Source organism: Ottowia pentelensis, assembly GCF_964341695.1.
Genome location: NZ_OZ224513.1, coordinates 3819726 through 3841933 on the forward strand (window position 1 = coordinate 3819726; position 22208 = coordinate 3841933).

The following is a 22208-nucleotide window of genomic DNA, read 5'->3' on the forward strand; positions in this document are numbered from 1 at the left end:
TTGCGGATCATCCGATGACCTCGAGAGCGCAGGCCACGCACCCCGGCAACAACTTCGACGCCATCCGCATCGTCGCGGCCAGCATGGTGCTGGTCAGTCACCAATATGCGCTGACCGGGCAGGTGGAACCGACATTCTTCGGAGTGCACAGCGTGGGCGGATTGGCCGTCACTGTATTTTTTGTCCTCAGCGGCTACCTGGTCGCGGCCAGCTGGCAGCGCGACCCCAGCCTGTGGCGCTTTGCACTGCGACGCTTCTTGCGCATCTGGCCGGCGTTGACGGCCGCCATCGTACTCGCCGCGTATGGGCTCGGTGCCTGGGTAACCGAGCTGCCGCTGCAGCAGTACCTGACACACCGCGCCACCGCCAACTACCTGCAGGGGCTTTGGCTCAAGATCCATTTCGTCTTGCCCGGCGTGTTCGAGCACAACCCGTACGCGCTCGGCGTCAACGGCTCTCTGTGGACCATTCCCATCGAGGTGCGCTGCTACATCGTTCTGGGCGTGGCAGGGCTGCTGGGCCTGCTGCGCTTTCGCCTTGTACTGCTACTGTGCATAGCACTGTACATGGCTTGGTTCTTCGCCCATAGCAACGCCGACGTGACCGGCACCGTAAACTACGGCCGCGAGCTGAGCGCCTTCTTCCTCGCCGGAACCGCCCTATTCACGTTGCAAGCGCACTGGAGCCACCGCCCCGCAGTCTGGACCCTCATCATCGGACTGGCCTGCGCAATCGCTTGGGCGGTAGGTTGGCGACATACCGCACTCTTAATGGGCCTGCCTTTCGCGGTCATCTACCTCGGTACCAAGTCCACCCCGATCCTTCACCGCGCCGGGCGATGGGGCGATCCGTCTTACGGAATCTACCTGTACGCCTTTCCGGTTCAGCAAACCATCGTCCACTTCACCTGGCCCGGCCTGGGCTTTGCAGGCACTCTGGTCCTGTCGCTGGCCGTCACTGTCGGGCTGGCCTACGCCAGCTGGCATGGGCTGGAAAAGCCTGCGCTGAAATTCAAGCCGCGGACACCATGACCGCCATCCCCACTGTGAACAAAAAACTCCTGCGTTTCGGCGCTCTGTTTTTGTTTCTATTGGTCATTTACACCGCTTGGCTGGTCGCGTGCTGGCCTGGCATTCTGGGCCAGGACAGCTTGGCCATCTTGCGTGAGGTCGACACCCACCGGGAATTTCAGGCCAACAAGCCTGCTTTCTGGTACATGTACGTGAACTGGCTCTACGGCACGACGGGCCGCGTCGAAGTTCCGATCGGCTTCCAAATGCTGGTTGCTGCGCTCGTATGCACACGCATCCTCAGTTGGCTCTGGGCACAGCACATGCGGAAGAGTTTCGCCTACTGCCTATTCTTTGTCGCGCTGGCCCCAAGCGTGGTCTATTACAGCAGCAGCCTCTATTCCGATGGCATCTATGCAGTGGCGTTGAGCGGCATGCTTTTCGAGATATGGCGCTGCTGGTGCCTGCGCATCGTGGACAAGGCAGCAGCACTGCTGTTGCTCATTACCGTGCCATTTGCCTTGCTTGCGCGTCCGAACGGAATTCTGAACCTCTTGCCACTACTGGCCTTGGCTTGGATACTTCCCCGAACCCAGCGCGTTCGATGGGCTATCGTCGTACTACCCTGGTGCCTGATCGGCCTTTATGGGCAATTCACATACCCCTACAAGAATCCCATCGGCACCATCTTCCCCCTGACCCTGTACGAAACCGTAGGATTTTTGGAGCACCGCCCGATGGGCTTGTGGGAGCGCAACGAACCTCGAGTGACGCCAAGAACCACCGAGGCGCTGACCTCAAGCGGAAAAAGTCTGAAGCAAATTTCGCAGTTCTACGATCACTACTATTGGGACCCACTGATATTCTTCACTCAAGGCCCTGCTCTTCTAACCCTCTCCAAGGACGCAAAGCGCGTCATCGTCCGCGAATTCTTCAAGTACAACCTGTGGCACAACCTGCCCGCCTTCGCCGCAAGTCGCATCAATATATTTCTGTATTCAGCCTTAGCCAACGGCGGCATTCCAGACCCCACAGTGGCCCAGTATGTGCTGCCGCAAACCAAATCCGTCTCCACCACCAACGTGGTCGAATGGCCGACCACGCCTTTCTTGCGCGATTGGTTTGAATTTTCAATGCGCTACCGTGCCCTGCTTTGGGCGCCGTGGGTGGGCATCGCCTTGATCCTCATCGGCTGTCGACGCCTGCTGCGCGAGCGCCAACTGTCGCAGATCGCCATAGTCGGTACCTATGCGCTTCAATTGGCTGCCGTGTTCACCTTTTCAATTGCCGGAGAGTACCGTTATTTACTGGCATTTTTCACCGCCCCGCTTGCGCTATTGCCTGCGCTCTACCACACCACAAGCCGCGATGTCTAAGTACACGGTCGCTCTGACCCTTCTATGCGTGCTGTGCATCAGTCTGGGGCAAATCCTGTTCAAAAAGGCGGCCGCTGCATTCACCGAACCCATAACTTGGTACGCGCTGGTCTCCAATGGATGGCTGATAGGCTCATTTGCGCTCTACGGTCTGACCACGCTCGGTTGGGTATGGGTTCTCAAGCACGTGCCGCTGCACTTGGCCTATCCCTTCATGGGGCTGGCGTTTCTCATCGTGCCGACCTTGGCCTGGTTGCTGCTGGGCGAACCCCTGCATTGGCGCACCTTCGCCGGGGGGCTGCTGATCTTGCTTGGCGTTTCCCTGGCATCCCTGTGATGCTTTGACGCCATGCGCATCGCCGTCGCCATTCCCTGCTACAAGGTCACGCAGCACGTGCTGGGCGTGATTGCCGCCATCGGCCCCGAGGTGCAGGCCATCTACGCGGTCGACGACGCGTGTCCCGAGGGCAGCGGGCGCTTCATCGAAGAGCACAACCACGATGCACGGGTGCGCGTGCTCTACCACCCAGCAAACCGCGGCGTCGGCGGTGCCGTCGTCACGGCCTACCAGTCGGCACTGGCCGATGGCATGGACGTCGTGGTCAAGATCGACGGCGATGGACAGATGGACCCTGCGCTGATCCCACACTTCGTTCGCCCCATCAAGTTGGGGAAGGCAGACTACACCAAAGGCAACCGCTTCTACCGGCCCGAATCGCTGCGCGGCATGCCGCCGATCCGCCTGTTCGGCAATGCAGCGCTGTCCTTCATCAACAAGCTCAGCACCGGCTACTGGCCGATCATGGATCCGACCAACGGTTACACCGCCATTCATACTGCGGTGCTGCGCGAGTTGCCGCTGGAAAAATTGGAGCAGCGCTACTTCTTTGAAAGCGACATGCTTTACCGCCTGAATATCGTGCGCGCCGTGGTGCATGACGTTCCGATGGACGCCGTGTACGCTGACGAGCAGTCGGGCTTGAAAGTGTCGAAAGTGCTGCCGGAGTTCCTGCGCAAGCACACCTCGCGCTTTTTCAAGCGCTACGTCTATCAATACCTGGTGCGCGATTTCAGCATCGGCAGCCTCTACAGCATCCTGGGCGTCCTGCTGTGCCTCTGGGCGCTGCTGTTTGGCGGCGCCCATTGGGCGCTCAGCATTGCCAGCGGGCAACCGGCTTCGAGCGGCACGGTGATGGTGGCGGCACTGCCACTGATCATCGGCATCCAGTTCCTGATCGCATTCCTGCACCACGACGTGAGCACCGTGCCAAGGGACGCGCTCGCCCCCGAACTTAACGATGAACCCTGAGGTACCCCCCCAGGCCAACCTGAACTGGATTCAGGCGCTGCGCGGCATCGCGGCGCTGATGGTGCTGTTCTTCCACATGTTGCCGCATTGGGATCTGCATCCGCTGCTCGCGTGGACCCACGTCGCCACGCGCTGGGGCTTTGCGGGAGTGGACATTTTCTTTGCGCTCAGCGGCTTCGTGGTCTACCGCTCGGCCCGGCGCACCATCCCCGCACACGGCGTCTGGTCCTTTGCAAAGAAGCGTCTGATGCGCATCTACCTGGGCTACTGGCCAGTGCTGCTGCTGATCGCGCTCCTGACCGTGTTCGTTTACCAGAGCGAATTGCCCCCGCTGCGCAAAATGCTTTTCAGCACCCTGCTGCTGTACCCGAACATCTGGGACAACTGGCTGGCACCGGCGTGGTCGTTGACGATGGAAATTTATTTCTACCTGTGGATCGGCCTGATCGCCCTGCTGCCTCAGCGCCACCAGATCAAGACGATCGGCGTCGTGATGCTGCTGCTGGCCGCATGGGGCATCGCGTGGTTGCTGGCCGACCCGGTGCGGGTGTTCAACGGCGGGCAGCCGCTGCGCTACGTCTTCACGGGGCTGGGGATCGAGTTTCTGGCTGGGGCCTTGCTGGCCCACGCCTACGCCGGGCGGGCACGCATGTTCCACTTCACCCGCATCACCATGCCCTTGTGCCTGCTGCTGATGGCCGCTGGGCTGGCGCTGGGCACCACCTCGCCCTACTTCGACCGGGTCGAAGTCCTGCGAGCGGCCAGCTTCGGCGTCATGGGGGTATCCGCACTGGTGCTGGCGCTCACGCTGGAGCAGACGCACCGGCACCCGCCGGGCTGGTTGGTCGCGGTGGGCAATGCCTCCTACAGCCTGTACCTGCTGCACACCGTGCTGCTCGACGCCGGCGGCCGGTTGCGCGTGGCCTGGGGCGTCGCCTCGCCTCCGGCGCTGCTGGCATTTCTGCTGGCACTGCCCGTGGTCATCGTGCTGGCGAGCCTGTTGTGGTTTCGCGGGGTCGAGAAACCCCTGCTGAGGGCCGTGTCATGACACCCCTGATCGACTGGCCTGCAACCGAGCAGACGCACCTCGTCGGCCTATTCACCGACATCGACGACACCCTGACCACCGACGGCGCCATCACGCCGGATGCCTTGCAGGCGCTGACCGATCTGAAGGCGGCGGGCCTGCACGTCATCCCGATCACCGGTCGGCCGGTGGGCTGGAGCGAGCCCATGGCAGCGCACTGGCCGGTGGATGCCATCGTGGCGGAGAACGGGGCGGTGGCCCTGGTTCCGCAGAATATTGGCCAAATAGGCCTCCAGCGCCCGCCCAATAAGCGCAGGCAGCTATCAAAAATATATCAACAAGATGCTGCCACGCGCGCCGCCCACTTCGCGCGCATGCAGCAGGTGCTGGCCCAGATCGAGGCCACGGTGCCGGGCGCGCGGCGCGCGCGGGACTCGGCCGGGCGCGAATGCGACATCGCCATCGACCACAGCGAATTCACCCACCTGCCCCAGGCCGCCATCGACCGCTGCGTGGCGCTGATGCACGCGGCCGGCATGAACGCCACCGTCAGCTCCATCCACATCAACGGCTGGTACGGCACGCACAACAAGTGGCAGGGCGCGTGCTGGATCGTGCGCGAGCGGTTCGGGCGCGAGCTGGCGGCCGAGACGGACCGCTGGGTCTACGTGGGCGACTCGACCAACGACCAGCTGATGTTCGAGCACTTTGCGCACAGCGTGGGCGTGGCCAACATCGCGCGCTTCGTGCCGCAGCTGGCCACGCTGCCGCGCTACGTCACCCGTGGCGAGCGGGGTGCGGGCTTTGCGGAGCTGGCGCGCGTGCTGCTGCGGGGGCGCTGACCAACGACGCCGGGTCCGCGGCCACGGCGGCCGCGCGCGCCAAGTCCTCGCGGCGCACCTGCTGCCAACCCACCCAGGCCAGCCAGGCCACGGCGATGGTGGCAGCGACACCGATCAGCCACTGGCCCAGGCGCACCTGGTCGTCCAGCAGATAGGCGTTGCACAGGCGCAGCGGCGAATCGACATAGAGCGAGCCGACCACCGCCATCATGGGCAGCACGTTGCCCAAAAAGAAAAACTGCAGCACCAGCCCGGCCGGCCGCCAGGACAGGCGCAGCGCGGCGCCCGCCAGCAGCAGCGCGGCCAGCTTGGTCCATTCCACCTCGGGACGCAGCAGGGCCAGGTCCAGCACGCGCGGCACCATCCCCACCGCCAGCGCCAGCGCCACCCCCACCAACCCGGTGATGCCGTAGGCGTTGCAGCGCGCGACGAGGGCACGCGCACGCGCGGGCAGGGCCGCCACGAGCAGCGCACCGGCCGCCATCCACAGCGGAAACTGCAGCATCATGTGGCGCCACATGCCGGCCTCCAGGGCGTGGCGCACGGGCGCCAAGGCCAACACCGCCAGCAGGGCCGCGCCGATGAGGGCCTGGGCGCGCGCGTTCACAGCAGGTCCTTGTGCACGCCCTGGCGCGCCAGGTGGCGCGCGTAGTCCAGCGCCAGTTGCTGCTCGGCCAGGTCGAATATGCGCACCATGCGCCCGCGTGCGTCGAACACCAGCAGCGCGGCGTTGTGCTCGAAGTCGCCGCGCCCGTCGGGCACCACCACCACGCCCAGGCGGCGCAGCAGGGCCTGCTGCTGGGCCGCGTCGGGCACGCGCACGAAGCGCCACAGCTCGGGCTCGGCCTTCAGGCCCTGGGCGTAGATCTTCAGCGCCGCCGGGTCGTCGTGCGCGCCGTCGAAGCTGATCGACAGCAGGCGCACGCCGCTCGGCTTGCCGGCGCGGGCGTCGGCCTGCAGTGCGTCCTGCAATTGCTGAAAGCTGCCGCCCAGCGTGCGGCACACGGTGAGGCAGCGGGTGTAGATGAAGTCGACGATGGTCACGCCGCCGTGGCGGGCCAGCAGCTGCGGCAATGGCAGCTCGCCCACCTCGGGGCCCTGGGCCACGACGCGCGGTGCGGCCACCGGTTCGAGGGCCACCTCCAGGCGGCGCGCGCCCTCGTCGGTCCAGACCTGGAAGCCATCCGTCAGCCAGGTGGCGGCGCTCCAGCCGCACACGAGGAGCAGCGCGCTGGCAAGAAGGGTGCGCCACATGCTGCGCTCCGGCGGCCGCCTTCGGCTACTTCATCAGCGCCTTGAGCGCCGCGCCGCCCTCGAACGGCGTGGTGCGCGACGCGCCGGCCTTGCGCTCGGCCTCGAACACGCTGGCCTCGATGGCCTCGGACTTGTTGCTCCAGCTGCTGCGGATGTGACTGGCCACGGCGGCCAGTTCGGCGTCGCTCAGTTGATGAAACGAGGGCATCTGGCCATTGAACTTCTGGCCCTCCACCTCGATTTCACCGGTGATGCCGTGCAGCAGGATGTTGGCCAGGATGCGCGGCTCGCCATGCACCCATTCCGAGCCGTCCAGCGGCGGAAAGACCCCCGGCAGGCCCTTGCCGGTGGCCTGGTGGCAGGCCACGCATTGGGCGGCAAAGATGGCGGCACCGTCGACCTTGCCGCCAGCCGCGCCCGGCGCCGGTCCGGAAAGCTCGGCCAGGGTGCGCTGGTCGCCAAATCGGGAGTTGTCCAGGGGCTCGGAGTACAGGATGTAGACCACGCCCCAGAGCGCCATGACCACGGCGATCAGCAGCACCACCACGGGCATGGGGCGGACGGCCTCCTCGGGGTCTTCGCTTTCGCGACGCTGGGCGTCTTCAAGCGGTTTGTCTTGACTCATGACTTCGGTCCTTTCAAGACGCGGCTGGGGATTTGCCAGGCGCCGGTGCCGCGGAGGTCTTGGCGCCGCCCGCTGCCTGCGGCTCGGGCGGCAGAATCGGATAGTTGCGCTTGAGGGATTGCAGGTACTTGACCAGATCCAGCGCCTCCGGCTTGGGCACCACCACCTTGCCCTGCGGCGCGTAGTCGGGTGGCAGGTTCACCACCTGCTCATCGGGATCGGCCTTGTCCTTGACGTCGAACAGATAGGGGTAGGACGGCATGATGGAGCCCGGCACATAGGCACGCGGCTGATACAGGTGCCCCAGTTGCCAGTCCTTGCTCGGCTGGCGCACGCCGATGTTGAGCAGGTCGGGGCCGGTGCGCATGCTGCCCAGCAGGTGCGGCCGGTCGTAGACGTAGTCGCCCGGCACCGAAGCGCGCCCCCAGCCCCGCTTGGCATCGGCGGGGGCAAAGCTTTCGGAGCGCGGCTGCTGGCTGTGGCAGTACATGCAGCCGTTGGAGATGTAGACCGAACGCCCGCGCAGCTCGGCCGTGGTATAGGGCTTCAGCCCTTCGGGCGCCTTCACGTCATGCACCTGGATGAACGGCAGGATCACCAGGGCCGTGACGGCGATGGCAAAGGTCACCATCGCGCCCGCAGTCAGCTTGACTTCATTTTCCATTGACCGCCTCCATGGCCTGAGCCTGGGTCGAGAACAGCGCCGCACCGACCCGATTGGGGCCCATGTGCAGCACCATGGCCAGGAAGTGCAGAACGAACACCACGTGGCTGGCCACCATCAGGCTGCCGCCGACGCTGCGCCACTCCAGGTAGGGGATCGTGACCCGGACCGACTCGATGAACGGCCTGGCCGGGTCGAGCATCGCCAGACCCTGCAGCCACCCGCCATAGCTCAGGAACACGAAATAGATCAGGATGCCGATGCTGGCCAGCCAGAAGTGCCAGGAGATCAGCCTGGGAAACGGCCACTCGTGGTGCAGGATGCGCGGCATCATGAAATAGATAGCGCCAAACAGCACCATGGTGACGAAGCCGTAGGCGCCCAGGTGCGCATGGGCCACGGTGTAGTGCGTGAAGTGCGCCACCTTCTGCACCGAGCGCAAGGCCTCGAACGAGCCCTGCAGGGACGACATCAGGTACATGAAGCCACCGAACATCATGAAGCGCAGCACGGGCGAATAGCGCGCCAGGTGCATGCGCCCCCTCATCGTCAGCGCCATGTTGATGCCAAAGGCCAGCACCGGGATGATCATCATCATGCTCTGCACGATGGACAGCGTGACCAGCCAGCCCGGCACCGGCCCGCCCACCAGATGGTGACCGCCGACCTGAGCGTAAAAGAAGGCCAGCGTCCAGAAGCCCAGGATGGACAGGTTGTACGAACGGATGGGCCGCGCAATGATCTTGGGCAGAAAATAGTAGATGGCGCCCACGGCAACCGGCGTGAACCACAGGCCCAGCACGTTGTGGCCGTACCACCAGTTCATGGCCGCCTGCTGCACGCCGAACTGCACGCCCGGCACCTTGCCGACGATGAACAGCAGCGTGATCCACAGCAGCGCCGCGGTGTGGTACCAGGTGGTCACGTACAGCGACTCGACCCGGCGATTGACCAGCGTGTAGATCACCGGGCCGATGATGCAGATCATGCCGGCGGCAAAGAAGATCCCGATCTGCCAAGGCATTTCGAGGTACTCCAGGCCGTCCGTCCAGCCCGCGCCGATGGCGCCGACGCCGCTGGCAATGGCGACGTTGACCAGCGCGCCGCCCAGCATGATCCACATCGGCCCCATCAGCGGGCGACGCAAGAGGCGCGGCATCAGCCAGATGATGATGCCCAGCTCGGCGTTGGTGATCCAGCCGTAGAGCACGGCCGTCAGGTGCATGGTGCGCATGCGCCCGAAGGTCATCCACGCCTCGCTCACCAGCCAATCGGGCCAATGCAGCTTCAGCGAGGCGGTCAGGCCCGCGATGCCGCCGAACAGCAGCCACATGCAGGCGAAACTGATGAACATGAAGACCGGGAACGCACTCGAACGGTCGGCCGCCAGGCGCTCCTCCAGCTCCTCGGCATCGGGGGGGTGCACCGTGTCGCCCGGCTCGACCGCGGCGGCCTGCAGGCTGGCCTGCCCCGCCGGCTTGAGCGCCGGATCGTCCACCCGCCCGATCTCGCCCTTGACGAAGATGGCCGAGGCCGCCCGGACGTTTTCGACCAGCAGGCCTTTTCGGAGCGACCAGATGAAGGCGAATAAACCCAGCAATGACAGCAGAAAGGCTGCCAGCAGGCTCAACAGGGCGCTGTCCATGGTTTTGAGTCCTATGAGATTGTCGGCCACCGCATGGGGCCGGTGAACGACCCGCGCCCAATCATCCCGATGCGTTGGCGCGCCCGGGCACGGACCCAGAACCCGTGCTCACCGCGCGCGGCCCCGTTTATGCCCCAGCCACGCGCACTTGTCACCTTGACCTGGGGCAAGGCATGGCTGGCAGCAGGGTTTCCACGCACGAACCCGTCCTGCAGCTGTCCGTTCAGGCAACAAAAAAGCCGCCCGAAGGCGGCTTTTTGCTCAGAATGCTGGTTGCGCGAGGAGGATTTGAACCTCCGACCTTTGGGTTATGAGCCCAACGAGCTACCAGACTGCTCCATCGCGCGGCAAGCTTGAAATTATAACCGATATTTATTCGGCCTTGGGTTCGTCGCCCGTCTCGGGGCGATCGAGCAGCTCGACGAAGGCCATGGGGGCGTTGTCGCCGACGCGAAAGCCCATCTTCAGGATGCGCGTGTAGCCGCCCGGACGGGTCTTGAAGCGCGGGCCCAGGTCGGCGAACAGCTTGGCCACGCTGGCGTCGTCGCGCAGGCGGGCAAAGGCCAGGCGGCGGTTGGCCACGCTGTCGTTCTTGGCCAGGGTGATCATGGGCTCGATCACGCGGCGCAGTTCCTTGGCCTTGGGGACCGTGGTCTTGATCGCCTCGTGGGCGATCAGCGAGTTCATCATGTTGCGCAGCATCGCCAGGCGATGCGAGCTGGTGCGGTTGAGTTTGCGCAGGCCGTGACCGTGTCGCATGGTGCTTTTCCTTTCTTGCCTTGTTGTGCAGGCCGCCGGATCAGGTACGGCCTGGTGCACGAAATGCCGCCCAGCGATGGGCGACCACTATAAAATCAATAGCTGTCAGCGCTTGTCCAGTCCCGACGGGGGCCAGTTTTCGAGCTTCATGCCCAGGGTCAGGCCACGCGAGGCCAGCACTTCCTTGATCTCGTTGAGCGACTTGCGGCCCAGGTTGGGGGTCTTGAGCAGCTCGTTCTCGGTGCGCTGGATCAGATCGCCGATGTAGTAGATGTTCTCGGCCTTCAGACAGTTGGCCGAGCGCACCGTCAGCTCCAGCTCGTCGACCGGGCGCAGCAGGATCGGGTCGAAGGTCGGCAGGACGCCGCCGCGTGGCGCGGCCGACTCGAACAGGCCGTCGATGGCCGGACCTTCGAGCTGGGCGAACACCGCCAACTGCTCGACCAGAATCTTGGCGGAGGCGCGCACGGCCTCCTCGGCGGTAATGGCGCCGTTGGTCTCGATCTCCATCACCAGCTTGTCCAGGTCGGTGCGTTGCTCGACGCGCGCGTTCTCGACCGCGTAGCTGACGCGCTTGACCGGCGAGTAGGACGCATCGAGCACGATGCGGCCGATCGACTTGGTGGCTTCGTCGGCGTAGCGGCGCAGCGTGCCGGGCACGTAGCCGCGGCCGGTCTCGACCTTGATCTGCATGTCCAGCTTGCCGCCGTGCGACAGGTTGGCAATGACGTGCTGCGGGTTGACGATCTCGACGTCGTGCGGGGTCTGGATGTCGGCCGCTGTGACCACGCCCTCGCCGTCCTTGCGCAGGCTCAGCGTGACCTCGTCGCGGTTGTGCAGCTTGAACACCACGCCCTTGAGGTTCAGCAGCAGGTTGACCACGTCCTCCTGGACGCCGTCGATGCTGGAGTATTCGTGCACCACGCCGGCGATCGTCACCTCTGTGGGGGCATAGCCCACCATGGACGACAGCAGCACGCGGCGCAGCGCGTTGCCCAGGGTGTGCCCGTAGCCACGCTCGAAGGGTTCGAGCGTGACCTTGGCCTTGTGCTCGCCCAGGGGCTCGACGTTGATGGCTTTGGGTTTCAGCAATTGGCTTTGCATTCTTCAGACTTCCTCTCAATACCCCCGGCTCGTTACACCGGTAAGGCTGGTGAAGCGCCAAGCCCGCCAGGGATGGCGGGCTGGAACTGGGTGCGTCGGTGGGCGCGCAAGAATCAGCGCGAGTACAGTTCGACGATCAGCGATTCGTTGATGTCCGCGCCGAACTCGTCGCGGTCGGGCACCTTCTTGAACGTGCCCTCGGCCTTGTCGGCATTGACCTCGACCCAGCCCGGAAAACCCACCTGGCCGGCCAGTTGCAGCGCCTCGAGCACGCGCGTCTGCTTCTTGGACTTCTCGCGCACGGCCACCACATCGCCAGCCTTGACCAGGTAGGACGGGATGTTGACCGGCTGGCCATTGACGGTGACGGCCTTGTGCGACACCAGCTGGCGCGCCTCGGCGCGGGTGGAGCCGAAGCCCATGCGGTAAACCACGTTGTCCAGGCGCGACTCCAGCAGCGACAGCAGGTTGGAGCCGGTGTTGCCGCGGCGGCGCTCGGCCTCGGCGAAGTAGCGGCGGAACTGCTTTTCGAGCACGCCGTACATGCGCTTGACCTTCTGCTTCTCGCGCAGCTGCAGGCCGTAGTCGGAGGTGCGCTGGCCCGAGGTGCGGCCATGCTGGCCGGGCTTGGATTCGAACTTGACCTTGTCGGTGATCGAGCGGCGCGCGCTCTTCAGGAACAGGTCGGTGCCTTCACGGCGGGAGAGTTTGGCCTTGGGGCCGAGATAGCGTGCCACGTGAGCTTCCTTCTAAATTCATCTGCCACGGCCATTTCCGCCGTGGGAGCCCCGGATCGCAGTGCCCGGAGCGGTGGTCTTCAAAAACACAAGGACACGGCATGCGCAGCAATGCCGTGTGTCCTGTTTAGATTCTCCGGCGCTTTTGCGGCCGGCAGCCGTTGTGCGGCACCGGCGTCACGTCCGAAATGGAGTTGATGCGAATGCCCAGTGCCGCCAGCGCGCGCACCGAGGACTCACGACCCGGGCCCGGACCCTTGATCTCGACGTCCAGGTTCTTGATGCCCTGGTCGATGGCCGCGCGGCCGGCCACTTCGGACGCCACTTGGGCGGCAAACGGCGTCGACTTTCGCGAGCCCTTGAAACCCTGGCCACCCGACGAGGCCCACGACAAGGCGTTGCCCTGGCGGTCGGTGATGGTGATGATGGTGTTGTTGAACGACGCGTGCACGTGGGCAATGCCGTCCGCGATGTTCTTGCGGATCTTCTTGCGCACGCGTTGCGCGGCGTTGCTGGCAGGAGCTTTGGCCATGTTTGAACGGTTCCTTGATTATTTCTTCAGCGACTGGGCGGCCTTGCGCGGGCCCTTGCGGGTGCGCGCGTTGGTGCGCGTGCGCTGACCGCGCATCGGCAGGCCACGGCGGTGGCGGAAGCCCCGGTAGCAGCCGATGTCCATCAAGCGCTTGATGTTCATCGTGGTTTCGCGGCGCAGGTCGCCCTCGATGGTGTACTTGGCGATCTGGTCGCGGATCTTTTCCTGGTCGGCGTCCGTCAGGTCCTTGACCTTCTTGGAGTACGCAATGCCGCAGGCGTCGCAGATTTCGCGCGCGCGGGTGCGACCGATGCCGAAGATCGCCGTCAGACCGATCTCGGTGTGCTGATGCGGCGGAATGTTGATACCAGCAATACGTGCCATGTGGGTATGTCCTCTTGAACTATCTGACCGGCAGGCGGGGCTCAGCCCTGGCGCTGCTTGTGACGCGGGTCGGTGCAGATGACGCGAACCACACCCTTGCGACGGATGATCTTGCAGTTACGGCAAATTTTCTTGACCGAAGCTGACACTCTCATTTCATTCTCCTAAAACCCTTGTGTCCGGGGCCCCTGGCCCTGTTGGACGGCAATCATGTTGACGTTGGCGAAACCACCTGCGGTGCTGGCACTCAGCCGCCGAGCGTGGTCTTGAAGTTGGCCTTCTTGAGCAGCGACTCGTACTGCTGGCTCATCATGTAGTTCTGCACCTGGGCCATGAAGTCCATGGTGACCACCACCAGAATCAGCAAGGACGTGCCGCCAAAATAGAACGGCACGTTGTAGCGCAAGATCAGGAACTCGGGCAGCAGGCAGACCAGCGTCACGTAGATGGCGCCCACCAGCGTCAGCCGCATCAGGATCTTGTCGATGTACTTGGCGGTCTGCTCGCCCGGACGAATGCCCGGAATGAACGCCCCGCTCTTCTTCAGGTTGTCGGCGGTTTCGCGGCTGTTGAACACCAGCGCCGTGTAGAAGAAGCAGAAGAAGATGATCGCCGTCGCATACAGCAGCACGTAGATCGGCTGGCCCGGCGACAGCGTCGAGGCGATGTCCTTGAGCCACAGCATCGAGTCGCCGGTGCTGAACCAGCCCACCACCGTGGCCGGCAGCAGGATGATCGACGAGGCGAAGATGGGCGGAATCACGCCGGCCATGTTCAGCTTCAGCGGCAGGTGCGAGGACTGTCCCCCGTACACCTTGTTGCCCACCTGGCGGCGCGCGTAGTTGACCAGGATCTTGCGTTGGCCACGTTCGACGAACACCACGAAGTAGGTCACCAGGCACACCACGGCGACGATGAACAGCGCCACGATGATGCTCATGGCCCCCGTGCGCACCAGTTCCGCCAATCCGCCCACGGCGCCCGGCAGGCCGGCCGCGATGCCCGCGAAGATCAGGATCGAGATGCCATTGCCCAGACCGCGCTCGGTGATCTGCTCGCCCAGCCACATCAGGAACAGGCTGCCCGCCGTCAGGCTGACCACCGCCGTCAGGCGAAAGCCCCAGCCCGGGCTGATGACCAGGCCCTGCGAGGCCTCCAGCGCCACGGCGATGCCGAAGGACTGGAACATCGACAGGCCCAGCGTGGCGTAGCGCGTGTACTGCGTGATCTTGCGCTGCCCGGCCTGACCCTCTTTCTTGATCGCCTCGAGCGCAGGCACGACGTAGACCATCAACTGGAAAATGATCGACGCCGAGATGTACGGCATGATGCCCAGCGCGAACACGGTGAAGCGCGACAGCGCCCCGCCCGAGAACATGTTGAACAGGTTGAGGATGCCGCCCTGCTGGCTCTGGAACAGTTGACGCAACTGGTCCGGATTGATGCCGGGCACGGGAATGTGCGCACCGATCCGGTACACGACCAGTGCGCCCAGCAAAAAGAACAGGCGGCGGCGCAGATCGCCGTACTTGCCCGTCTTTGCAACTTGGTTTGCGCCCGTGGCCACTTCAGTCCTTCACTTGGGGGGTTGGCCGCGTTCAGGCCAGCGCGCCGCCGGCCGCCTCGATGGCCGCCTTGGCACCCGCGGTGGCGCCGATGCCGGTCAGCTTGACCGCGCGCGTCAGCTCGCCGCTCTTGATGACCTTGACCACGCGCGCCAGCTCGCGCACCAGCCCTGCCTGCTTGAGCGTGAGCAGGTTCACCTCGGCCTGGCCCAGGCGATCGAGCTCGGACAGCGTGATCTCGGCGTTGTACTTGAGTGAAGCGGACTTGAAGCCACGCTTGGGCAGGCGACGCTGCATGGGCATCTGACCGCCTTCGAAGCCGACCTTGTGGTAGCCGCCCGAACGCGACTTCTGGCCCTTGTGGCCACGACCGGCAGTCTTGCCCAGGCCCGAGCCGATGCCGCGCCCGACGCGGCGGCGCGCGCGCTTGGCGCCGTCACCGGGTTTGATGCTGTTGAGTTCCATGTCGCAAATTCCTTAGACGATGCGGACCAGGTAGTCGATCTTGTTGATCATGCCGCGCACCGCGGGCGTGTCCTGCAGCTCGCGCACGCTGTTGACCTTGCGCAGGCCCAGGCCGCGCACGGTGGCACGGTGGTCCTCTTTGCAGCCGATGGGGCTGCGCACCAGTTGGACCTTGACGGTCTTGGTTTGCTGTGTCATGCCATCACTCCTCAGGCGGCGAAGATGTCTTCGACCGACTTGCCGCGCTTGGCCGCCACTTCGGAGGCCGTGGTGCAGTTGTTCAGCGCATCCAGCGTCGCACGCACCATGTTGTAGGGGTTGGACGTGCCGTGGCTCTTGGCCACGATGTCGGTGATGCCCAGCACCTCGAACACGGCGCGCATCGGGCCGCCGGCGATGATGCCGGTGCCGCGCGGCGCGGGCGCCATCATCACGGTGGCGGCGCCGTGGTGGCCCGTCACGTTGTGGTGGATGGTGCCGTCCTTGAGCGAGACCTTGCGCAGGTTGCGGCGCGCCTCGTCCATGGCCTTCTGCACGGCGGCGGGCACTTCCTTGGACTTGCCCTTGCCCATGCCGACACGGCCGTCGCCATCGCCCACCACGGTGAGCGCGGCAAAACCCAGAATCCGGCCGCCCTTGACCACCTTGGTCACGCGGTTGACCGAAATCATCTTCTCGCGCAGGCCGTCCTCGGGACCGTCACCTTGCGTTCTTGCCTGAAACCTTGCCATCTTGTCCGTCCTCGCAATCAGAACTGCAGACCCGCTTCACGGGCCGCTTCGGCCAGCGCCTTGACGCGGCCGTGATACGCAAAACCCGCGCGGTCGAACGCCACCTGCTCGACGCCGGCGGCCTTGGCACGCTCGGCGATGCGCTTGCCGATCACCTGGGCGGCCGCCACATTGGCGCCCTTGCCCGCGGCACCCAGCTGCTGGCGCATCTCGGCCTCGGCCGTGGAGGCGCTCGCCAGCACCTTGGCGCCGTCGCCGGAAATGACGGTGGCGTAGATGTGCAGGTTGGTGCGGTTGACGGTCAGGCGGGCCACGCCTTGCGTCGCGATGCGGATGCGCGTCTGGCGGGCACGGCGAAGACGCTGCTCTTTCTTGGTCATCATGATGCAGGTCCTTATTTCTTCTTGGTTTCCTTGATCACCACCTTCTCGTCCGCATAGCGGATGCCCTTGCCCTTGTAGGGCTCGGGCGGACGAGCGGCGCGGATCACGGCAGCCATCTGGCCGACGGCCTGGCGATCGGCGCCCTTGACGACGATCTCGGTCGGCGCCGGGGTCTCGACCTTCAGGCCGGCCGGCATGTCGAAGTTGACGGGGTGCGAATAGCCGATCGACAGGTTCAGCTTGTTGCCCTGCGCCTGCGCGCGGAAACCCACGCCGACCAGGGTCAGCTTCTTTTCGAAGCCTTTGCTGACGCCCACCACCATGTTGTTGACCAGCTGGCGCATGGTGCCGCTCATGGCGTTGGCCTCGCGCGACTCGTCGGCCGGCGCGAAGCTCAGGTTGGCGCCGTTGGCGGCGACCTTGACCAGCGGATTGGCGGCCAGCTTCAGCTCGCCGCCGCTGCCCTTGACGGTGATCTGCGCGTCACCGAGCTTGACGTCCACGCCTGCCGGCACGGACACACCCATTTTTGCGATACGTGACATCTGAGACTCTCCTTAGGCCACGTAGCACAGCACTTCGCCGCCGACACCGGTGGCGCGCGCCTTGCGATCGGTCATCACGCCCTTGGGGGTGGTGACGATGGCCACGCCCAGGCCGTTCATGACCTGGGGAATGGCGCCCGCGCCCTTGTAAACGCGCAGGCCGGGGCGGCTCACGCGCTCGATGCGCTCGATGACCGGGCGGCCGGCGTAGTACTTGAGGGCGATTTCGAGTTCGGACTTGCCGGCATCCTGCTTGACCTGGAAGCCGTCGATGTAGCCCTCGTCCTTCAGGACCTGGGCAATGGCGACTTTCACCTTGGACGACGGCACCGACACGGTCTGCTTGGCCACCATCTGCGCGTTGCGGATGCGGGTCAGCAGGTCGGCAATGGGATCACTCATGCTCATGTTGCTTTACTCCTGCCGATTACCAGCTGGCCTTGGTGACGCCGGGGATCTGGCCCTCGAACGCCAGCTCGCGCACCTTGGCACGGCCCAGGCCGAACTGGCGGAAGGTGCCGCGCGGACGACCGGTGATTTCGCAACGGTTGCGCTGGCGCGTCGGGTTGGCGTTGCGCGGCAGCTTTTGCAGCGCCAGGCGGGCCTGCGCGCGCTCGTCGTCGCTGCGCTTGACGTCATTGGCGATGGCCTTCAGCTCGGCATGCTTCTTGGCGTACTTGGCGGCCAGTTTCTCGCGCTTGAGTTCGCGTTCGATCAAAGCGGTTTTTGCCACGGGTTCACCCTCAGTTCTTGAACGGAAAACGGAAGCCCGCGAGCAGCGCCTTGGCTTCCTCGTCGTTCTTGGCCGTCGTCGTGATGGAGATGTTCAGGCCGCGCAGGGCGTCGACCTTGTCGTACTCGATCTCGGGGAAGATGATCTGCTCTTTGACGCCGACGTTGTAGTTGCCGCGGCCGTCGAACGAGCGCCCCGAAATGCCGCGGAAGTCGCGCACGCGCGGCAGCGCCACGGTAACGAAGCGGTCGAGAAATTCATACATGCGCGCGCCGCGCAGCGTGACCATGGTGCCGATCGCCTGTTGCTCGCGGATCTTGAAGCCGGCGATGGCCTTCTTGGCCTTGGTGACCACGGGCTTCTGGCCGGCGATCTTGGTCAGGTCGGCGACGGCGTTGTCCATGATCTTCTTGTCGGCCACGGCCTCGCTCACGCCCATGTTGAGCGTGATCTTGGTGATGCGCGGCACCTCCATGGGCGACTTGTAGCCGAACTTCTTGATCAGCTCGGGCGCCACTTTTTCGCGGTAGTGTTGTTGCAGTCGTGCCATGGTTTACCTCAGGCCTTGATCTCTTCGCCGCTGGACTTGAACACGCGCACGCGGGTGCCGTCCTGCAGCGTCTTGACGCCGACGCGATCGGCCTTGCCGCTCGCCTTGTTGTAGATGGCCACGTTGGATTGCTGAATCGGCATGGCCTTTTCAACGATGCCGCCCTGGATGCCCTTCATGGGGTTGGGCTTGGCGTGCTTCTTGACGAGGTTGATGCCATCGACCAGCACGCGATCGGCGTCCACGCGCAGCGACACCGTGCCGCGCTTGCCCTTGTCGCGCCCGGCGATCACGATCACTTCATCGCCCTTGCGAATCTTGTTCATGTCTCGCGCCTTTCCTTACAGGACTTCGGGAGCGAGCGACACGATCTTCATGAAGCGCTCGGTGCGCAATTCGCGCGTGACCGGGCCGAAGATGCGGGTGCCGATGGGCTCCAGCTTGTTGTTGAGCAGCACGGCGGCGTTGCCGTCGAACTTGATGAGCGAGCCATCACCGCGGCGGATGCCCTTGGCGGTGCGCACCACGACGGCGCTGTAGACCTCGCCCTTCTTGACGCGACCGCGCGGGGCGGCCTCCTTGACGCTCACCTTGATGATGTCGCCCACGCTGGCATAACGCCGCTTGGAGCCGCCCAGCACCTTGATGCACATGACGGACTTGGCGCCGGTGTTGTCGGCCACCTCGAGTCGAGATTCAGTCTGGATCATTGTTCAATGTTTCCCAACTTGCATCCGGCTCAAGGATTGAGCCGGATCAGTCTTGGGCCCGGCGCTGCACGCCTGTCGCCAGGCGCCCAGTGCTTTCGCGGGGCTGAAATTCTTCCGCCAGTGATGGCGAAGCCAGCGATTATGGCCGATTCGCGGCAAGCGGTCAAGCGCAAGTCTTGTCCAACGAGGTATGAGCCTGAACGAGTTGCCGAGATTCCAACGAGATATGAGCCTGAATGGGCGATCTGGGTCGATCATTTTTCAGATGGTGATCGACATGGACGAATCCCGGCTGGGCAGCATTGCCCAATTGCAGGCGTTTCTCGAAGGCACGCTGGAGGTCAGCTTCAGCGCCTTCGCCGATGATCAAGAGCGCTATGCGCACATTGCCAGCGTGGTGCGCCGCTTGGGCTATACGCGTCTGTCCAGGCCCGACAAGGGCATCGTGCTGCGCTATCTGGCGCGCACCAGCGGCTACTCGCGCGCGCAACTGACGCGGCTGCTGGCGCGCGTGCTGGAAGGCCAGCCTCTGGCCAAGCGCTACCGCGTGCCAGCGCATGCCTTTGCCCGGCGCTACAGCCCCGCCGATGTGGCGCTGCTGGTGAGCGTTGATCGCGCCCATGGCTGCTTGTCGGGGCCGGCGACGGTGCACCTGCTGCGCCGCGCCTGGCATGTGCACGGTGATGCGCGCTTTGAACGCCTGGCGCAACTGTCGCCCTCGCACCTGTACAACCTGCGCAAGAGCGGCCCATACAAAGCCGCCCGGGTGTCCTTGACCAAAACCCGGCCCGTGCTCAATGCCATTGGCCAGCGACGCGCGCCCGACCCCGGCGGGCGAGTGGGCTTCATTCGCATCGACAGCGTCCATCAGGGCGATCTCGATCGCATCAAGGGGGTGTACTACGTCAATGCCGTCGATATCCTCACTCAGTGGGAGGTGGTGGCTTGCTGCGAGCGCATCAGCGAGGCGTTCTTGCTGCCGGTGTTGGAGCAGCTCATGGCTCAGTTTCCGTTTCCGATCCGCGGCTTTCATTCGGACAACGGCGGCGAGTTCGTCAATCGACAGGTGGCCGCCTTGCTGGGCAAGCTGCAGGCCGAGCAGACCAAGTCGCGCCCGCGCAAGAGCAATGACAACGCGTTGGCCGAGAGCAAGAACGCCGCCGTGGTGCGCAAGACGTTCGGCTACAGCCATATTCCGCAGCGCTTTGCCGGCCTGATCAACACGTTCTGCCAAGAGCATCTGAACACCTACGTCAACCTGCACCGCCCTTGCCTGTTTGCCAAGCAGGTGATGGATGCCAAGGGCAAAATTCGCAAGACCTACCCACCCGAGCTGGTGCAAACGCCGTTGGAGAAGCTCGCGAGCTTGCCGGACATTGACAAGCAGTTGCGCCGCGGCATCACTGTCCAGCTGCTGCAACAGCAGGCCGTGCAAGTGACTGACTTGCAGGCCGCTGAACAGCTCAATGCAGCGCGCATGGCGCTGTTTGCGACAATTGAAAAACGATCCAGACGCTTGGCCTGAACCCAACCTTCAATCCGGCTCGTTCAGGCTCATACCTGAATTGGAAAAGACTGCGCCTGTCGCCGCGTCCTGTTGCGCGTAGGCGGCGGCCAGCTGCTCGAAGGGGGCCTGCGCCGCATCGCGCCCCAATTCGTCCTGCAGCACGGCGGCGACGGCGGGGGCGGCGCGGGCGGCCTGGGCGGCGTCCAGAAACAGCAGGCGGCAGCGGCGCGCCAGCACGTCTTCCACCGTGCGGGCGTACTCGTGGCGGGCGGCAAAGCGCACCATGGCCTCGGTCAGGCCGGGGGCCAGTGGGCGCTCGGCGCCGGGCAGGCTGGCCAGCAGCGGCGCCTCGGCGCCGTAGGAATGCAGGCCCTGCGGCTGGCTGATGGCCACCGGCGCGCTGCCGGCGGGCAAGTCCGCGCCCACCAGCTTGAGGCCCGCCGTGCGCGAGGGGCCCAGCGCCGCCAGCCGGCCGCTGTCCACGCAGTGGGCCAGCACGTCCTCGGCCATGGCGCGGTAGGTGGTCCATTTGCCGCCCGTCACCGTGACCAGGCCCGAGCGCGCCACCCGCACCGTGTGCTCGCGGCTGATCGACTTGGTGCTGCCGGCGTCGCCGCCGGGGCGCACCAGCGGGCGCAGACCGGCCCAGCTGCTGAGAATGTCGGCGTGAGTGGGCGCTCGCTTCAGGTAGCGCGCGGCCTCGGTCAGGATGAAGTCGAGCTCGGACGCCAGCGGGCGCGGCTCCAGCGGCACGTCGCCGCGCGGCGTGTCGGTGGTGCCCAGGATCAGCTTGCCCAGCCAGGGCACGGCGAACAGCACCCGCCCGTCGCGCGTGCTGGGCACCAGCAGGGCGTGCTCGCCGGGCAGAAAGGCCTGGTCGACCACCACGTGCACGCCCTGGCTGGGCTCGACCATGGGCGCCAGCTTTTGCCCGGCCAACTGGGCGTCCTGCTGACGCAGGGTGTCGACCCAGACGCCGGTGGCGTTGACGATGCAGCCGGCCTGCACGCGGAACTCGCGCCCGCTCTCGGCGTCGCGCAGGCGCAGGCCCACGGCCTGGCCGGCGTCGTGCAGCACCTCCAGCGCTTCGCAGTAATTGATGGCCAGCGCGCCGTGCGCGGCGGCGGTGCGTGCCAGCGCCAGCGCCAGGCGGGCGTCGTCGAACTGGCCGTCCCAGTACTTGACGCCGCCCTTCAGGCCCTGCGGCTGCACGCCCGGCAGCAGGCGCTGGGTTTGGCCCGCGCCCAGCCATTGGGTGGCGCCCAGTCCGGCGCGGCCGGCCAGCAGGTCGTACATCTTCAGGCCGACGCCGTAGAACGGCGTCTCCCACAGCTTGTACGAGGGCATGACGAAGGCCAGCGGCTGCGCCAGGTGCGGCGCGCTGTCCAGAATGTGCACGCGCTCGTGCAGCGCCTCGCGCACCAGGTGGATGTCGCCCTGCGCCAGGTAGCGCACGCCGCCGTGCACCAGCTTGGTGGCGCGCGACGAGGTGCCCTTGGCGAAGTCGTGCGCCTCCACCAGCAGCACACGGTGGCCGCGCTGGGCGGCGTCCAGCGCCACGCCCAGGCCGGTGGCGCCGCCGCCGACGACGGCCAGGTCGTAGCGCAGCGGCTCGGCCAGGCGCGCCAGCAGGGCGGTGCGATCGGTGGGCAAAGGGGCGCTGGTCATGACGGATAAACTATATATTTGATAGCTGCTCGCGCTTGATGGACAAGCGCCAGGGGCCGATTTTATTCATGAAACCTGGACCC

The 22208-nt window shown here is 65.1% G+C and carries 30 protein-coding genes and 1 tRNA gene; 7 read left to right on the forward strand and 24 right to left on the reverse strand.

Annotated elements, in window-relative coordinates; translation table 11 throughout:
• Positions 1–14 precede the first annotated feature (14 nt).
• From ACWHMB_RS18540 to ACWHMB_RS18565, 6 genes are read left to right on the forward strand one after another with little or no spacing between them, the layout of a single operon-like run.
• Positions 15–1031, forward strand: coding sequence for an acyltransferase family protein (locus tag ACWHMB_RS18540; protein ID WP_377483395.1), 1017 nt, complete (start codon positions 15–17; stop codon positions 1029–1031).
• Complete coding sequence (locus ACWHMB_RS18545) at positions 1028–2386, forward strand: hypothetical protein (protein WP_377483398.1); 1359 nt, start codon at positions 1028–1030, stop codon at positions 2384–2386. Before ACWHMB_RS18540 ends, ACWHMB_RS18545 begins: the two co-directional genes overlap by 4 nt.
• Positions 2379–2723, forward strand: a complete 345-nt coding sequence (locus ACWHMB_RS18550) for an EamA family transporter (protein ID WP_377483400.1) — start codon at positions 2379–2381, stop codon at positions 2721–2723. The genes ACWHMB_RS18545 and ACWHMB_RS18550 overlap by 8 nt, the downstream gene beginning before the upstream one ends.
• A 12-nt stretch (positions 2724–2735) precedes the next feature.
• Positions 2736–3695: a glycosyltransferase family 2 protein gene (locus ACWHMB_RS18555; protein ID WP_377483402.1), complete on the forward strand. Its 960-nt coding sequence runs from the start codon at positions 2736–2738 to the stop codon at positions 3693–3695.
• Entirely contained in the window at positions 3685–4743 is a 1059-nt protein-coding gene (locus tag ACWHMB_RS18560) for an acyltransferase family protein (RefSeq protein WP_377483404.1), read from the forward strand. Before ACWHMB_RS18555 ends, ACWHMB_RS18560 begins: the two co-directional genes overlap by 11 nt.
• Positions 4740–5564, forward strand: coding sequence for an HAD-IIB family hydrolase (locus ACWHMB_RS18565; protein WP_377483407.1), 825 nt, complete (start codon positions 4740–4742; stop codon positions 5562–5564). The genes ACWHMB_RS18560 and ACWHMB_RS18565 overlap by 4 nt, the downstream gene beginning before the upstream one ends.
• Here ACWHMB_RS18565 and ACWHMB_RS18570 read toward each other — a convergent pair.
• From ACWHMB_RS18570 to rplN, 23 genes are all read right to left on the reverse strand, one after another.
• On the reverse strand, positions 5500–6171 hold the full coding sequence (locus tag ACWHMB_RS18570; protein WP_377483409.1) for a hypothetical protein: 672 nt from the start codon (positions 6169–6171) through the stop codon (positions 5500–5502). The genes ACWHMB_RS18565 and ACWHMB_RS18570 overlap by 65 nt on opposite strands.
• A complete protein-coding gene (locus tag ACWHMB_RS18575) occupies positions 6168–6818 on the reverse strand; it encodes an SCO family protein (RefSeq protein WP_377483411.1) in 651 nt (216 codons plus the stop codon). Before ACWHMB_RS18575 ends, ACWHMB_RS18570 begins: the two co-directional genes overlap by 4 nt.
• 25 nt (positions 6819–6843) lie before the next feature.
• Positions 6844–7443 (reverse strand): c-type cytochrome, encoded by a 600-nt coding sequence (locus tag ACWHMB_RS18580; protein WP_293220467.1) that lies wholly within the window; start codon positions 7441–7443, stop codon positions 6844–6846.
• 13 nt (positions 7444–7456) lie between these two features.
• A complete protein-coding gene (locus ACWHMB_RS18585) occupies positions 7457–8107 on the reverse strand; it encodes a cbb3-type cytochrome c oxidase subunit II (protein WP_293220469.1) in 651 nt (216 codons plus the stop codon).
• On the reverse strand, positions 8097–9752 hold the full coding sequence (locus tag ACWHMB_RS18590) for a cbb3-type cytochrome c oxidase subunit I (RefSeq protein ID WP_377483413.1): 1656 nt from the start codon (positions 9750–9752) through the stop codon (positions 8097–8099). Before ACWHMB_RS18590 ends, ACWHMB_RS18585 begins: the two co-directional genes overlap by 11 nt.
• Before the next feature lie 270 nt (positions 9753–10022).
• Positions 10023–10099 (reverse strand) — tRNA-Met (locus ACWHMB_RS18595).
• A 25-nt stretch (positions 10100–10124) separates the two neighbouring features.
• A complete protein-coding gene (gene rplQ, locus ACWHMB_RS18600) occupies positions 10125–10511 on the reverse strand; it encodes a 50S ribosomal protein L17 (protein WP_377483415.1) in 387 nt (128 codons plus the stop codon).
• 105 nt (positions 10512–10616) lie between these two features.
• Positions 10617–11615: a DNA-directed RNA polymerase subunit alpha gene (locus ACWHMB_RS18605; RefSeq protein ID WP_377483417.1), complete on the reverse strand. Its 999-nt coding sequence runs from the start codon at positions 11613–11615 to the stop codon at positions 10617–10619.
• A 113-nt stretch (positions 11616–11728) separates the two neighbouring features.
• The gene (gene rpsD / locus ACWHMB_RS18610) at positions 11729–12352 is read right to left on the reverse strand and encodes a 30S ribosomal protein S4 (protein WP_377483419.1); all 624 of its coding nucleotides are present in this window, start codon (positions 12350–12352) and stop codon (positions 11729–11731) included.
• 127 nt (positions 12353–12479) lie between these two features.
• Complete coding sequence (gene rpsK, locus ACWHMB_RS18615; RefSeq protein ID WP_377483421.1) at positions 12480–12884, reverse strand: 30S ribosomal protein S11; 405 nt, start codon at positions 12882–12884, stop codon at positions 12480–12482.
• Positions 12885–12902: 18 nt separating this feature from the next.
• Positions 12903–13268 carry a 30S ribosomal protein S13 gene (gene rpsM / locus ACWHMB_RS18620; RefSeq protein ID WP_377483423.1) on the reverse strand — a complete coding sequence of 122 codons (366 nt, stop codon included), beginning with the start codon at positions 13266–13268 and terminating at the stop codon, positions 12903–12905.
• Between the two features lie 41 nt (positions 13269–13309).
• Positions 13310–13423 carry a 50S ribosomal protein L36 gene (gene rpmJ / locus ACWHMB_RS18625; RefSeq protein ID WP_011481465.1) on the reverse strand — a complete coding sequence of 38 codons (114 nt, stop codon included), beginning with the start codon at positions 13421–13423 and terminating at the stop codon, positions 13310–13312.
• Between the two features lie 92 nt (positions 13424–13515).
• Entirely contained in the window at positions 13516–14835 is a 1320-nt protein-coding gene (secY, locus tag ACWHMB_RS18630) for a preprotein translocase subunit SecY (protein WP_377483425.1), read from the reverse strand.
• A gap of 31 nt (positions 14836–14866) precedes the next feature.
• Complete coding sequence (gene rplO / locus ACWHMB_RS18635; RefSeq protein ID WP_293221926.1) at positions 14867–15298, reverse strand: 50S ribosomal protein L15; 432 nt, start codon at positions 15296–15298, stop codon at positions 14867–14869.
• Positions 15299–15310: 12 nt separating this feature from the next.
• Complete coding sequence (gene rpmD / locus ACWHMB_RS18640) at positions 15311–15496, reverse strand: 50S ribosomal protein L30 (protein WP_293221928.1); 186 nt, start codon at positions 15494–15496, stop codon at positions 15311–15313.
• Between the two features lie 11 nt (positions 15497–15507).
• Positions 15508–16029, reverse strand: coding sequence for a 30S ribosomal protein S5 (gene rpsE / locus ACWHMB_RS18645; RefSeq protein WP_293221930.1), 522 nt, complete (start codon positions 16027–16029; stop codon positions 15508–15510).
• A 17-nt stretch (positions 16030–16046) separates the two neighbouring features.
• Positions 16047–16412 (reverse strand): 50S ribosomal protein L18, encoded by a 366-nt coding sequence (rplR, locus tag ACWHMB_RS18650; protein WP_293221932.1) that lies wholly within the window; start codon positions 16410–16412, stop codon positions 16047–16049.
• 11 nt (positions 16413–16423) lie between these two features.
• Positions 16424–16957 (reverse strand): 50S ribosomal protein L6, encoded by a 534-nt coding sequence (gene rplF, locus ACWHMB_RS18655; RefSeq protein ID WP_377483431.1) that lies wholly within the window; start codon positions 16955–16957, stop codon positions 16424–16426.
• Positions 16958–16969: 12 nt separating this feature from the next.
• The gene (gene rpsH / locus ACWHMB_RS18660; RefSeq protein ID WP_377483433.1) at positions 16970–17365 is read right to left on the reverse strand and encodes a 30S ribosomal protein S8; all 396 of its coding nucleotides are present in this window, start codon (positions 17363–17365) and stop codon (positions 16970–16972) included.
• A 19-nt stretch (positions 17366–17384) separates the two neighbouring features.
• Positions 17385–17690 carry a 30S ribosomal protein S14 gene (rpsN, locus tag ACWHMB_RS18665; protein ID WP_377483436.1) on the reverse strand — a complete coding sequence of 102 codons (306 nt, stop codon included), beginning with the start codon at positions 17688–17690 and terminating at the stop codon, positions 17385–17387.
• 10 nt (positions 17691–17700) lie between these two features.
• Positions 17701–18240, reverse strand: a complete 540-nt coding sequence (gene rplE / locus ACWHMB_RS18670; protein WP_377483438.1) for a 50S ribosomal protein L5 — start codon at positions 18238–18240, stop codon at positions 17701–17703.
• A gap of 8 nt (positions 18241–18248) precedes the next feature.
• The gene (gene rplX / locus ACWHMB_RS18675) at positions 18249–18566 is read right to left on the reverse strand and encodes a 50S ribosomal protein L24 (RefSeq protein WP_377483440.1); all 318 of its coding nucleotides are present in this window, start codon (positions 18564–18566) and stop codon (positions 18249–18251) included.
• 15 nt (positions 18567–18581) lie between these two features.
• Positions 18582–18950, reverse strand: coding sequence for a 50S ribosomal protein L14 (rplN, locus tag ACWHMB_RS18680; protein ID WP_293222603.1), 369 nt, complete (start codon positions 18948–18950; stop codon positions 18582–18584).
• A 226-nt stretch (positions 18951–19176) separates the two neighbouring features.
• Here rplN and ACWHMB_RS18685 point away from each other — a divergent pair, with 226 nt between their 5' ends.
• The gene (locus ACWHMB_RS18685; protein ID WP_377542571.1) at positions 19177–20475 is read left to right on the forward strand and encodes an integrase; all 1299 of its coding nucleotides are present in this window, start codon (positions 19177–19179) and stop codon (positions 20473–20475) included.
• A 9-nt stretch (positions 20476–20484) separates the two neighbouring features.
• On the opposite strand, the gene ACWHMB_RS18690 is transcribed toward ACWHMB_RS18685, so the two are convergent.
• Positions 20485–22125, reverse strand: a complete 1641-nt coding sequence (locus tag ACWHMB_RS18690; protein WP_447648677.1) for an FAD-dependent oxidoreductase — start codon at positions 22123–22125, stop codon at positions 20485–20487.
• Positions 22126–22208 lie beyond the last annotated feature (83 nt).